The sequence below is a fragment of the Labilibaculum antarcticum genome, assembly GCF_002356295.1.
GTDB classification, from domain to species: Bacteria; Bacteroidota; Bacteroidia; order Bacteroidales; family Marinifilaceae; genus Labilibaculum; species Labilibaculum antarcticum.
In genome coordinates this window covers 45,061-58,882 of record NZ_AP018042.1, presented here as the reverse complement: position 1 = coordinate 58,882, position 13,822 = coordinate 45,061, and the positions used below count along the sequence as shown (strand labels likewise).

The window sequence follows — 13,822 nt, the reverse complement described above, 5'->3', positions numbered from 1 at the left end:
AATTTTTTAAATTAAAATCTATGAAACGTCCATGTATAAAGCTTTCTACACACAGGGAGATGATTATATGGTAAGTTCCATATGACAAAAACATAAAATTATAAACATATGAAAATGACAAGAGCTATTTTATCAGTCGTTTGCTTTTTATTGCTAACAGGCAATTTGTTTGCTCAGCAGAAAACACTAACCGATGATGGGGCGTGGTGTTGGTTCTCTGCGCCAAGAGCTATTTATAAACACAATGTTGCTGATGAAATAGTAACCGGTTGGGTCAGTGAAAATGGTTCTATTACAACAGCAATTCTTAATTTGAAAACTGGTGAGAAGAAAACTCAAATTGTGAGCTCAAACCTAGATAAGGATGATCATGCCAATCCAGCTTTTTTGGAATTGAACGATGGTGGTGTTCTAATGGCGTATGCAAAGCACATGGATACAGTGGTTCGATTTCATCATTTGAATAAGGGCGAAACTGAATTTTCAACGCTTTATACAAAAAAGGTATTGAATGACGAACAGTTTAAATTATATCCACGAAAGTGTGTGACTTATGCAAATCCTTTTCAACTAAAAAAGGAAAATGGACGTATCTATTGTTTTGGAAGATGGACAGGTTTTAAACCAAACATGATGTGGTCGGATGACAATGGGAAAACATTCTCGGATGCTCGTGTGTTTATCACCAACCAGCCATTTCAAGGAGGAAATCGTCCGTATGTGCGATACTATTCTGATGGACAATCTAAAATTCATATTGTTTTTACAGATGGTCATCCGCGTAACGAGAAAACCAATTCGGTATATTATGCCTGTTATGAGAAGGGAGCATTTTGGAGAATAGATGGAACTAAAATATGTGATGTAGATGAACTGCCTTTTGAGCCGAAAGATGCTTCAATAGTTTATAAAGCGACAGACCAAGAGGGAAGAGCCTGGGTTTACGATGTAAGTGCTGATAAAAAAGGGAATCCAGTTATCCTATATGCGCGATATCCGAAAGAAACAGAGCATTTGTATCATTATACCCAATATGTAAAAGGAGAATGGATCGACAATGAGATATGTAATTCTGGAAAGTGGTTTCCGCAAACACAAGAGGGGGAGATTGAAAAAGAACCTCACTATTCGGGAGGAATGACCATTCATCCACTAAAGGAAAATACAATTTACATTTCTAGAGAGGTAAATGGAATTTTTGAAATTGAAAAGAGAGTCACTTCTGATCATGGAATGTCATGGAAAACAACGGCAATTACGCAAAATTCGAAATACGATAATGTTCGACCTGTTGTTCCTCAAAACATGAAACAAGGAGATAAAATGGTGTTGCTTTGGATGGTAAACGAAAAATATGTTCATTATTCCAATTATAAAACACGAATTGATTATATTTTAGACTAATTATATTCTGATACCCAAACCCTTAAAATAGTTGATATGAAACGTCCATGTATAAAGCTTTCTACACACAGGGAAATGATTATATGGTAAGTTCCATATGGTAAAAACATAAAATTATAAACATATGAAACGTCCATGCCAAAGTGATTTTGACACACAGGAGGATGATTATTCCAGCATGGTAAGTTCCATATGGCAACTAAAAAACAAATTATAATCATATGAAACTTAACAAATTTATTATCCTTAGCCTTTTGGTATTATTTATTCTGCCTGGCTTTTCGCAAAGTATAAAGCCCGATGAGGTGAAAAAGGAAATGAAACGTGTTGCTGATTGGCAAATTGAACATTTCAGAGATACCTATAGTGGAAGAGAGAAAGCTCATCATCCGCTTGACTGGACAAACGGAGCGCTTTATGTAGGTATGGTAAAATGGGCGGCAATGGCCGGAGATGATCAGTATTATGAGTGGTTGAAGAAGATTGGGGAAGAGAATGAATGGAAATTGCATCACAGACAGTATCATGCCGATGATCATACCGTAGGGCAATTGTATTGCGAGTTGTATCGAAAATATGATGACAAGGAGATGCTTGCTCCTATGATAAAACAATTCGATTTTATTCGATATCATCCATCGCAAAGTTCTTTAGAGTGGAGAACAAAATTTCATCAGGATAGATGGAATTGGTGCGATGCTTTGTTTATGTCGCCACCTGTTTGGGCTAAATTGTATCAAATTACGGGAAAGAAAGAGTATCTCGATTTTATGGTGAAAGAGTACAAGGCGACTACCGATTTTTTATTCGATAAAAAGGAGAATCTGTATTACAGAGATCAGAGTTTTATGGGGAAACTGGATCATGGAACCAAGATATTTTGGGCAAGAGGTAATGGATGGGTGTTTGCGGGATTGGCGAACATTATGAATGAGCTCAATCCGAAAACAAAGGAATACAAGTATTTCCTGGGTATCTATAAAAAAATGGCTAAAAAACTGCTTCAAATACAAACTCCACAAGGACATTGGGCCATGAGCTTATTAGGTCAGGAATTTTATCCAACACCTGAAACCAGTGGATCTTCCTTTTATGTTTTTGGTTTAGCCTGGGGCATAAATCAAGGAATTTTAGATCGCATAACTTACGAGCCAGCGGTTGCAAAAGGATGGAATGCAATGTGCAGTTATATCACCAAAGATGGAATGTTGGGCTATGTGCAACCAATAGGTGCAGCACCGGGGAAAGCATGGGCCGATAAATCGGAAGTATATGGAAGCGGCGCATTTTTAAGTGCGGGTTCTGAAGTGTTTAAATTGTATTCTAAAGCTCAGAAATAATAGATTGAAAATTTTAAAGATAGTAAGAGTGAGTTACTCTTATTTTGTGTGTCATTATTCCGGATAGAGAGTCGAATGAAAACTATAAAAATGAAAAATAAGCATATACTATTTGCACTGTTTTTTTGTGCCCTGTTATTTTTTCAATGTTCAAAACCATCCAAAGAAGGAAAACAGAATGTTCTATTAATTTGTATTGATGACCTTCGACCTGAATTGAAATGTTTTGGGGCAGAGTATATTTCTTCTCCAAATATTGACCGACTCGCAGCAAATGGTGTTTCTTTTCAGAAACATTTTGTTAATGCTCCAAGTTGTGGCCCATCTCGTTATACCTTACTAACAGGTCAGTACGGGCCAGCAAACAACAATGCACTTTTCCTTCGAGCAAATAAAATTGCAAAAGGGATTGAGACTATCCATCCAAGTATGCCGGAGTGGTTCAAAACACATGGTTATGCGACAGTTTCAGTTGGAAAAGTATCTCATCACCCTGGCGGAAGGGGTGGTAGTGATTGGAATGATAGCACAATAATTGAAGTTCCTAAAGCATGGGACAAACACCTTATGCCAATTGCGGAATGGGAGCATCCTCGTGGAATGATGCACGGATTGGCTCATGGAGAAGTTCGAATAAAAGCCGGTGATATGGACGTTTTTCAAACCGTAGAGGGGGATGATAATATATATCCAGACGGAGCGATTACAAATGAGGCATTGAAACAATTAAGAGTACTTTCGACAGATGAAGAAAAACCGTTTTTTCTAGCCGTTGGAATTATTAAACCACATTTACCTTTTGGAGCACCAAAATCTTATTTTGACTTGTATGAGGGTGTTAAATTTCCATCAATAGAACACCCTCAAAAACCAGAAGGAAAAACCACATGGCACAGTTCCGGTGAATTTATGAATTACAACCGCTGGGGAAAAGACCCAAATAAAGATATGGCCTTTGCTGATGAGGTGCGTCGTCATTATGCAGCTTGTGTTAGTTACGCCGATGCCCAAGTGGGGAAAATTCTTGAGGAATTGAAACGTACAGGAGCAGATAAAAATACCATTGTTGTACTTTGGGGTGACCATGGTTGGCATTTGGGAGAACACGCCATTTGGGGAAAGCATAGTTTGTTTGAGGAATCCTTACATTCACCAATGATAATTTACTATCCTGGAATGAAACATGAAGGTTACAAAACCAATGCTATCGTTGAGACACTGGATATCTTCCCAACTTTGTGTGATTTAACAGGAGTTGAGATTCCTGAATTTGTTCAAGGAGTATCTTTGAAGGAAATATTAGAATATCCGAATACAACTGGTCACTCAGCTGTAGCTTACACGAATGAGGCTTCTACAATAAGAACGGCAACGCATCGGATGACTCTTCATAAGGATGGTTTTGTAGAATTATATGATCATACAACTTCGGAAAATGAAACCAAAAATGTGGCGGATAAACACCTTGAATTAGTGAAGGAGTTAAAAAATGAGTTGGCAGCTAAAATGCAATGATATAATAAATCCACACAATAATATATATAAAACAACAGCCTATTTAACGGTAAAATAAAGTGATGTAACTTGACAGAAATATAGCCAACATTCGGTCACTATTGCTATTCTGAACGTAACGATCATCAAGCTTACGGCTGAGTACTTTGGCGTCCATAAAAATATGGGCGTTTCGTTGTCGAGGATCACAGAATGGGGTCTTGCACCAAGTGTGTCCTTTAATAAGTTGTGGCAGGATGGAATCGGAAAAAAGCTTTTTATACCCTTCAAGAATTTTATAGAAAGAAAACAAAGGAGTACAAATATTTTTTAGGCATCTATAAAAAAATGGCTAAAAAACTTGTTAAAATACAAACTCCCGAAGGGCATTGGGCCATGAGTTTACTCGGTCAGGAATTTTATCCCACTCCAGAAACCAGTGGTTCTTCTTTTTATGTTTTTGGTTTGGCGTGGGGCATTAATAATGGAATTTTAGATCGTGAAACCTACGAGCCCGCTGTTACTAAAGGATGGAAGGCAATGTGCAGTTACATTACTAAAGATGGAATGTTAGGCTACGTACAACCAGTAGGCGCGGCACCCGGTAAAGCTTGGGCCGATAAGTCGGAAGTGTATGGAAGCGGTGCATTTTTAAGTGCTGGTTCTGAGGTATACAAACTGTACTCTAAAAATCAGAAATAATAGGGTAGATATAACTTCATATTAATAAATAAATCGAAGAATGATAAAACAAATATTAAGCTTTAGCTTTTTGTTATTTAGTATTGTAGCTAACGCGAATGAGCCATTGATACACAATAACTTTTCAAGGGAAGGAATTAGTTTAAATGGGAAGTGGCATTATATTGTTGATGTGTATGAAACCGGATATTACAATTATCGGAGGAAACCTCATGATGATTCGGAAAATCCAGGAGCGGGAGCTTTTTACTTGAACAAAAAGCCAAAGGATAAGATGGAATTGGTTGAATATAATTTTGATTTAGCACCTACTTTATTAGTGCCTGGTGACTGGAATTCTCAAAAAGAAAAACTCTTTTATTACGAAGGTTCCTTGTGGTACAAAAAATCATTCGATTTACCCGATTACAATCCTGAAAAACGTTACTTTTTACATTTTGGAGCTGTTAATTATCGTGCTGATGTATATGTAAATGGCAAGAAATTAGGGATGCATAAAGGTGGATTTACTCCTTTTAATTTTGAGATGAGTCATCTGGTAAAACAGAAAGATAATTTTGTGATTGTAAGGGTCGACAATAAACGTGCAGCAGACGAAGTTCCAACTTTAAATACCGATTGGTGGAATTATGGTGGAATAACACGTGATGTTACGATTTACGAATTGAATAAAACTTTTATTCAGGATTATAGTTTACAACTGGCTAAGGATAATGCTGGAATAATGACTGGATATTTTCAGCTGGATGGTGCTGGAAAATCAAATTCTAAAGTGAATGTAAGTATTCCCGAATTGAAGATTGAGAAATCATTTACAACTGATGAAAATGGATACCTAAAGTTTCAGTTTCCAGTAAAGAAATTGAAGTTTTGGAGTGATAAATCGCCTAAACTATATCATGTTGAGTTTAGCACTGAAGATGACCAGCTTAGCGATGAAATAGGTTTTAGAACTATTGCAACCAAAGGTTCTGATATTCTCTTGAATGGAGAAGTTGTTTTCTTGAAAGGAATTTGCATGCACGAAGAAAATGTAATGCGTGGAGGTCGAGCTCATTCAATGGAAGATGCACAAATGCTTCTGAATTGGACTAAAGAATTAGGCTGTAATTTTGTTCGTTTGGCTCATTATCCACACAACGAGAACATGCTTCGCCTAGCGGATAAAATGGGAATATTAGTATGGGAGGAGAATCCTGTTTATTGGACCATTCAATGGGAGAATCTGGAAACATATGCAAATGCCGAAAATCAATTAAAGGAAGTTATTAGTCGAGATAAAAATCGAGCTTCTGTAATAATTTGGTCTATGGCCAACGAAACTCCACAAACCGATGCTCGTTTTGTCTTTTTATCGAATCTTGCAAAAACTGCGCGCTCTATTGATAATACACGATTAATTAGTGCAGCATTAGAAGATCATGGAAAAAAAGGGGAACAAAATACGATGATTGTTGAGGATAAATTTGCCGAAGTCGTTGATGTTTTAAGTTTTAACCAATATTACGGTTGGTATGGTGGTGAGGTTGATAACATTAAAAATATTCGTTGGGAAGTCGATTTGGATAAGCCAATTATCATATCAGAGTTTGGAGCAGGTGCTTTACAAGGTTTTCATGCAGATAGCCTGACACGTTGGAGTGAAGAATTCCAAGAATTACTTTACAAGGAAACATTGCCTACCCTCGATAAAATACCCCAATTGAGTGGAATAACACCATGGATTCTTGCTGACTTTCGTTCTCCTCGAAGAATGTTGATTCCTTATCAGGATGGTTGGAATCGAAAAGGTTTAATTTCGGAAACCGGCAATCGAAAAAAAGCTTTTTACACTCTTCAGGAATTTTATAGAAATAAGAAATAGTGAATGGAGTTTTTAAAAGATTTTAAAAACGAGTTTATTCGTAAGTGAATATCTTTATTGTATGGCAATTGCTTCTTAGTATTTAAGAAGCAATTGCTTTTTTTACAAAAGGCTTGGCTCTTTAAATCTTTAAGCGAATTGGCTAAGAAAATCCCCCTGTAATTACTTTGATTTTTTTTCCTGATTTGTGCTCTGTTTTTCACCTCTTTGTAGAATCGAAAACGATTTAAATAATTTCTATGAATAAAATTTATACTCTTTGTACTCTCTTAATCGTATTTGCTTGTAATGGTTCAAATGCTCAAAATAAAATTACGGTGGATCCATCCATGCAACGTTATCTTGGCGATGTCTCAGAATTGGATAGAGCCAAATATTTTAATTCGCATACCACTTGGGGCGATAAAGATATTTCTGATGCTGAATATGAGCAGTATACCGGAGAGTTAAATGCTGGTTTTGGTCGTTGTTTTTGGGGACCATTTTCTGTGGCCAAAAATAAAGCAAGTGGAGTGGTTGGAGTTTATCCTGAAGACGAAGCTTCTATTATAAGTCAAGGAAATGGTCAAATAGCCTATACCCAATCACAATCTAACTGGTGGCGTCATTCAAATAGGCAGATTATTACGGAACATCCGGCCAACGTAGCACGTTGGAGCGTGGATGCAGATAAAGCAGCAGACTGGTCTGCACAATACTTCAAGTATTTTTTTACTGATGAGGATCGACCATTGTGGTTTGAGCCTATGAATGAACCTTTTGTGCATGCGGGCGATGCCGATTTTAGTGCTGAGCAACCCGATGATCAGAAGATGAGAGTTCGTATGGCAGAATGGTTTGGTGCGATTGGAAAGAAATTTGATGAAACAGCAGGATTGGAAAAAGTAAGCGTGATTGGCTATTCGAGTGCATGGCCTTCTGTTGAGTTGTGGGATTTTGGTCACTGGGACACACGCATGAAGATGTTTATGGATGTTGCAGGTGAGCATATGGATGCTTTTGCAACTCACTTATACGATGGAATTAATGTTGCCGGAGCAGATTCAAAACGATCAGGTTCCAATTCCGAAGCAATTTTAGATTTAATTGAGACCTATAGCTTTGCAAAATGGGGTGTTGTAAAACCTCATGCCATTACTGAGTTTGGAGGCATTGAAAAAGGCTATGGTGATGCTTATAGCGATGTGAAAAGCGTACAGTCGATAAAATCCATAAATCACATCTTATTCAACCTGTTGGATCGGGAAAATAATATGATGATTGCAATTCCTTTTATTGGATCGAAAGCAACCTGGCACATAACTAAGGCCAACAATTATCAACCTTATGGATCGGTACTTTGGCGTCCTAAAAATTTAGGGGTTCCCTTGTCGAGCACTACAGAGTGGGTTTTTACACCACGTGTGCACTTTTTTGAGTTGTGGCAGGATGTAAGAGGAAAAAGGGTTTTTGTTGGTTCGAACAATCCGGATATTCAAACTCAGGCATTTGTGAATGAAGATAAAATGTATTTGGCTCTAAGTAATCTGGATGAGAAGGATGCTACTGTTGATTTGGCAACTTTTGAAGAACTAAATGATTTATCGAGTGTGCGAATTAAAAGTTTAAAGATTTGGGACAATCAAGATCCGCTTTATTCCGATAAAACTCAAAATACAGCGCCAAGCAGTCTCAAACTAAATGCAGACGAGACAGTGGTGATAGAATATACATTTTCTAAAAATATTGTATTCGATAATGCAATTCATACAACAAAATACTATACAAGTGAACACTTGAAATCAATTTCTGGAGCTCTTAAATTTCATTTTAATGATGTTGATGCAGGTGAAAATGGAGGAACAGCAAGTTTACGTATGTCCATTGGCCGAAAGCACAACCGTTCCAAAACGCCAAGCATTAAAGTAAACGGCAACAATGTAACGGTTCCAACCAATTGGGCAGGATACGATCAGGCCAACCGCGATGATTTCTTTGGAATGATTGAGATTCCGGTGCCGATTGAATATTTAAAAGCGGATAATGAGGTATCCATTCAGTTTCCTGATTCCGATGGTCGGGTTAGCTCGGTAATTTTGCAGGTGAATTTGCACGATAACAGATTGGCTGTAGGCATTACAGATGCAAAAGAATATGGCATTACGGTGTATCCAACTTTAGTAACAGAAGGATGGATGAAGGTGTTGATGGCAGAAAATACTTTTGAAACTATCGAATTGGTTTCAATGAACGGGAAAGTGGTTAAATCAGAAAATATAAACAGAGGACAATCGGAAATTCATATTTCTGATATGCCAACCAGTAAAGGGATGTACATTATGAGATTAACAGGTGAAAATGATGTTTATACCCAAAAAGTAATTGTTAATTAGATTTAGTTGGTTAGTTAAAGGCTTGTTTTGGCGAGTCTGAAGTGAGAACCCCACGCAGTCGACTGCGTGGGGTTTTATTTATAAGGTTTTTTTACCAACCAATAGTTTCTTCTATGTGTTGAATTAGTGCTTCGCCCATAAGTTTTTGATCTGCTATTTTAGGATGGCCTTCGCTATTTTTGTACGGCATAAAAAAGCTTGATATTTTATCATCCTTTAAAGTTGTAATGGCTTCTTCTACATATTCAGGCCACAGAGAACCTTCTTGAGTTACATCCATATTGCCTAGCATACAAACAATATTAGCATTTGGATAATGTCCTCTAATTTTGCTTATGAAATTGGCGTATGCTTTAATAATGTATTTTTTGTCTGGTGTGTTGTTGGTAAATCTTCTTTTGTATTCTTCATGTTCTTGGTAATTTACAATCCATGAATCGTTTTGAAACAAGTTAACAACGACCACATCAACAGGATTTGATTTAAAATCCCACTTGGAATTACTATCTGTTGGATCGTGACGATAATATAATTCGGGCATAATTTGGTTGAACCAACTCACCATGATTCCAATCCCACCTCTCGCAATACATGAATACTGAGCATCAAAATGTCGTGCTGCAACTGAAGCGTAGGTGTGGTAATTGTTTGAGTAGATGCTGTCCCAACGATCTTGATCTGTTGGATCGTCGACTCCGTGACCAGCAGTTATTGAATTGCCATAAAATTCAATGCTTCGTTTCTTTTTTGAATCTGCAGGAAGCAATTTTGCATTGCCTTCTATCTTAAATCCATAAAATTGAGTTTTACCAAAGGTCCATTCGGTTCTTCTAAATAGTTGAATGTTGTGTTTTCCTTTCTGTAGGTTTTTGGCTAAAACATATTCCTTTCTTAGAGTGTCGATGTGCAAAATTGTGTCTGCCACACCGTCAATAATTACATTGTAGTAATTGTCACGCTCGCTATTCTTAAGCGTTGCTTTTAGATTTTCTCCTTCGAAGTTTAGGGAAACAGAAGCTCCCGACCAGCATAATTCTGCCACCGATGAATCGATAGCCCATACGGTTCGTCCCATATAATTTAATGCCTCGGAAGTTGGCTTAATAGTAATTTGTTTTGGAAGATTGTTGCAGGAAACAAAAAGTGAAATGGAGAGAACCAGAGCTAAGAAATACTTCATGTTGATAAATTAATTTTATTTCGATTGGAAAATACGAAGCGCAATTTCGCACTTTTTAATTAAAAAGGAGAGGGTCAAACTGTATTTATTGAACTGCAAATTCATGAATTGATATTTGTTTTAACAGTCAGTAAGTTAAGGTAATGGTGAAAGACGATTTCGAGAGCTTTTAAATGCCCCCTTTTTTCATACGATTCTATCCCATAATGACAGTTGTAGCTTGAGTAATTTTGATAACATATTAACCGATTACACAATTTCTATGTCTACTATTAAACAATTTGTATTTGTGCTGTTGGGATTAATTTATTTTAATTCGCTTCAGGCTGAAATAAAAACGGTAAAACATTCAAAAAAAAATAACACCATAAAAAAATGGGAAGTAGTTGATATCGCTTTTAAAGCCGATGTGAAAAATCAAAATCCTTTTGTTATTGATTTTGTTGCTCAGTTTACCGATCCGAATGGTAAAGTGCAAATTGTTCCCGGTTTTTATAATGGAGCTGGAAATTGGGTGGTTCGTTTTTCGGCATCGGTAGCCGGAGTTTGGACCTACGAAACTCGCTCAGAAATTAAAACTCTGAATGGCAAAAAGGGAAAGCTTGTTGTCAGCAATGAAACAAGTAACGAACACAAAGGTGGAATTGTCTTGAATCCTGAAAAACCAAGAAACTTCTTTTACGAAAATGGGGAATCGTATTTCCTAACTGCTTTTGAGTGCGATTGGTTGTATGCTTTGGATTATCATAACCAAGAAGCTTTGCCTAAAACCGATCACCTTTTAAATTTGTTGCACGAAAATGGATTCAATCAGGTAGTTATGAATGTTTTTTCTTACGATGTTAGTTGGAAAAAAGACGACGAACTAAAGGAGCATCCGGAACATGAATATGGAGCACCGAAAGATATTTTTCCTTTTCTGGGAAACAATGAGAATCCTGATTATTCAAGTTTAAATGTTGAGTTTTTTAAGAAACTGGACCGTACTATTGCATTGATGCATGATAAAAACATTGTTTCTCATTTAATGATTTATGTGTGGAACAAGTTGGTTGCCTGGCCTGAAATGAATTCTGATGCTGATAACATGTATTACGATTATGTGGTGAAACGATACGGAGCCTTTCCAAATGTAATGTGGGATGTATCGAAAGAAGCTTTGTATTATGGTCGTGCTGATGATGCTTATATATTGGAGCGTATAAAGAGATTGCGGGAGAACAATTCATTTAATCGATTGGTTACGGTTCATGATTATGGCTTTTGCAAGCGTCATGCCGAATCGGTTGACTTTATATCCCGACAGGATTGGACGTATTCTCTTTACACCAACATGTTGGATGATTACAACAAATACTCAGATAAACCTGTTTTTAATATTGAGCACGGAGGCTACGAGGAGTCGCCTTACGAGGTGTTTACGGGTAGTTATGTGAATGCCGAAACATGTTTGAAAAGAAATTATCAATGTGTTTTTGCCGGAGTTTATTCTACCTATTATTGGCAGGCAGCAAGCTGGAATGTGGTGGTTTATAATCCTTACGAACAAGAGGAGGGTTTTATCAAGCCAAAGTTTGAGTATTTTAAATACATGACCAGTCTGTTTTCAAAATTCGATTTCAGCAAGTTCAAACCAACACCTTGGCACAACCAGGCAGGCTATTGCTTAAAAAGTGATGACACCTATCTGTTTTATGTGCCCAAGGATACCTACAAATTTCGAGGAGAATTTCTGTTCAAAGAGAATGAATCGATATCACTTCAGTGGATGAATACACTTAGCGGAGAGTACAGCGAATTATTGAATGTGAATAAAAAACAAGACTTTGAATCGCCTTGGTACAATAAAGCTGATGCTGTTCTAATTATCAAACCTACTAATAAAAATAAATAATGAACTGGAAGCAAAAACTATTTTCATCATTTACTGTTGCAGCAATCCTGAGTATGAGTGCTGTTGCTGGCGCAGTGGAAAAGAAGGAGAACAGCAAACCAAACATCGTCGTAATTTACGTTGATGATTTAGGATACGGAGATTTATCGTGTACCGGAGCTACTGGAGTGCAAACCCCTAATGTGGATAAATTAGCGCAAAACGGCATCCTATTTACCGATGCACATTGTTCGGCGGCTACTTGTACGCCTTCGCGTTACTCTTTGTTGACGGGGAGTTATGCATTCCGTAAAAATGCAGCTGTTTTACAAGGTGATGCACCTTTACTGATTGAGCCAGGAACACCAACATTGCCATCTATGTTACAACAGGAAGGTTATAAGACTGCTGTAATTGGAAAATGGCATTTGGGATTAGGCAATGGAAATGTGGATTGGAATGGAGATGTGAAACCAGGCCCACTGGAGATTGGTTTCGATTATTCTTACCTAATCCCGGCAACGGGAGACCGTGTTCCCTGTGTATTACTTGAAAATCATAAGGTTCTTGGCTTGGATCAAAACGATCCGATAACAGTCAGTTACGATGGAATGGTAGGAACAGATCCTACAGGAACCAAAAATCCGGATTTATTGCGTTACGGTGCCGATAAGCAACATTCAAATACCATTGTAAACGGAATAAGCCGAATTGGATACATGACAGGAGGAAATGCTGCCCGCTGGAAAGATGAGACCATTCCTTTCCAAATGCTTTCAAAGGCGAGAAGCTTTATTGATGAGAATCAGGAAACTCCATTTTTCCTATATTTTGCTTTTCTTGATATTCATGTTCCCCGTTTGCCTGCTCTTCGTTTTGCTGGAAAAAGTACGATGGGTGTTCGTGGTGATGCCATTGTTCAAATGGATTACATCACCGGACAATTGGTTGATTATTTAAAGTCCAAAGGCCTTCTAGACAATACTCTAATTGTTTTCTCATCGGATAATGGCCCTGTGATAAACGATGGTTACGACGATAAAGCTATGGAATTGCTAGGCGATCATAAGCCTGGGGGAATTTACCGTGGTGGTAAATATTCTGCTTACGAAGCAGGAACCCGTGTGCCAACCATCGCTTACTGGCCAAATAAAATTAAAGGCGGACAAACTAGCAATGCTTTAGTTGGTCATGTTGACCTTTATGCATCTATTGCATCTTTAGTAAATCATGAATTGCAAGATGGAGAGGCTCCGGATAGTTTCAATCAGTTGGAAACTTACTTGGGTACTGATAACAAAGGGAGAGCCGAATTAGTTGAAGAAGCATATACTTTATCCATTCGTGAAGGAAAATGGAAATACATTCAAGCTACAAAGAATGCTGGTGGTTGGATTAAAACGGAGAAAAATATTGAATCTGGCTTAAGTACCAAGGCTCAATTGTACAATTTAGAGGATGATCCGAAAGAACTGAACAATCTTGCTGAGTCTAATCCGAAATTGGTAGTGAAATTGGATGCTAAACTTCAAAAAATTAAAAACGAAACAAGCAGTCGGAAATAAGTATTCGATCCCGCTCAACAGGTTCTTG

General features: G+C 37.5%; 9 protein-coding genes. 8 read left to right on the top strand and 1 reads right to left on the bottom strand.

The genetic code is table 11. From position 1 onward, the window contains the following. Positions 1-108 precede the first annotated feature (108 nt). From ALGA_RS00235 to ALGA_RS00210, 6 genes are all read left to right on the top strand, one after another. The gene (locus tag ALGA_RS00235) at positions 109-1,404 is read left to right on the top strand and encodes a BNR-4 repeat-containing protein (RefSeq protein WP_096427383.1); all 1,296 of its coding nucleotides are present in this window, start codon (positions 109-111) and stop codon (positions 1,402-1,404) included. Between the two features lie 221 nt (positions 1,405-1,625). Further along, the gene (locus ALGA_RS00230) at positions 1,626-2,744 is read left to right on the top strand and encodes a glycoside hydrolase family 88/105 protein (RefSeq protein ID WP_096427382.1); all 1,119 of its coding nucleotides are present in this window, start codon (positions 1,626-1,628) and stop codon (positions 2,742-2,744) included. Between the two features lie 90 nt (positions 2,745-2,834). Next, a complete protein-coding gene (locus ALGA_RS00225) occupies positions 2,835-4,259 on the top strand; it encodes a sulfatase (protein ID WP_096427381.1) in 1,425 nt (474 codons plus the stop codon). A gap of 228 nt (positions 4,260-4,487) precedes the next feature. After that, entirely contained in the window at positions 4,488-4,940 is a 453-nt protein-coding gene (locus ALGA_RS00220; RefSeq protein ID WP_096427380.1) for a glycoside hydrolase family 88 protein, read from the top strand. A 40-nt stretch (positions 4,941-4,980) separates the two neighbouring features. After that, positions 4,981-6,804, top strand: a complete 1,824-nt coding sequence (locus ALGA_RS00215) for a glycoside hydrolase family 2 protein (protein ID WP_096427379.1) — start codon at positions 4,981-4,983, stop codon at positions 6,802-6,804. Between the two features lie 239 nt (positions 6,805-7,043). Then, a complete protein-coding gene (locus tag ALGA_RS00210; RefSeq protein ID WP_096427378.1) occupies positions 7,044-9,176 on the top strand; it encodes a T9SS type A sorting domain-containing protein in 2,133 nt (710 codons plus the stop codon). A gap of 91 nt (positions 9,177-9,267) precedes the next feature. Here the strand turns inward: ALGA_RS00210 and ALGA_RS00205 are convergent, their stop codons facing one another. Then, a complete protein-coding gene (locus ALGA_RS00205) occupies positions 9,268-10,356 on the bottom strand; it encodes an SGNH/GDSL hydrolase family protein (protein ID WP_096427377.1) in 1,089 nt (362 codons plus the stop codon). Between the two features lie 262 nt (positions 10,357-10,618). Here ALGA_RS00205 and ALGA_RS00200 point away from each other — a divergent pair, with 262 nt between their 5' ends. Together ALGA_RS00200 and ALGA_RS00195 are read left to right on the top strand one after the other, a co-directional pair. After that, positions 10,619-12,250, top strand: a complete 1,632-nt coding sequence (locus ALGA_RS00200) for a DUF5060 domain-containing protein (protein WP_096427376.1) — start codon at positions 10,619-10,621, stop codon at positions 12,248-12,250. Continuing rightward, on the top strand, positions 12,250-13,794 hold the full coding sequence (locus tag ALGA_RS00195; protein ID WP_096427375.1) for a sulfatase family protein: 1,545 nt from the start codon (positions 12,250-12,252) through the stop codon (positions 13,792-13,794). The genes ALGA_RS00200 and ALGA_RS00195 overlap by 1 nt, the downstream gene beginning before the upstream one ends. Positions 13,795-13,822 lie beyond the last annotated feature (28 nt).

Excerpts from the sequence above, each read along its gene's own strand:
- ALGA_RS00235 (WP_096427383.1), top strand. The coding sequence starts at position 109 with ATGAAAATGACAAGAGCTATTTTATCAGTCGTTTGCTTTTTATTGCTA.
- ALGA_RS00230 (WP_096427382.1), top strand. The coding sequence starts at position 1,626 with ATGAAACTTAACAAATTTATTATCCTTAGCCTTTTGGTATTATTTATT.
- ALGA_RS00225 (WP_096427381.1), top strand. The coding sequence starts at position 2,835 with ATGAAAAATAAGCATATACTATTTGCACTGTTTTTTTGTGCCCTGTTA.
- ALGA_RS00215 (WP_096427379.1), top strand. The coding sequence starts at position 4,981 with ATGATAAAACAAATATTAAGCTTTAGCTTTTTGTTATTTAGTATTGTA.
- ALGA_RS00210 (WP_096427378.1), top strand. The coding sequence starts at position 7,044 with ATGAATAAAATTTATACTCTTTGTACTCTCTTAATCGTATTTGCTTGT.
- ALGA_RS00205 (WP_096427377.1), bottom strand. The coding sequence starts at position 10,356 with ATGAAGTATTTCTTAGCTCTGGTTCTCTCCATTTCACTTTTTGTTTCC.
- ALGA_RS00200 (WP_096427376.1), top strand. The coding sequence starts at position 10,619 with ATGTCTACTATTAAACAATTTGTATTTGTGCTGTTGGGATTAATTTAT.
- ALGA_RS00195 (WP_096427375.1), top strand. The coding sequence starts at position 12,250 with ATGAACTGGAAGCAAAAACTATTTTCATCATTTACTGTTGCAGCAATC.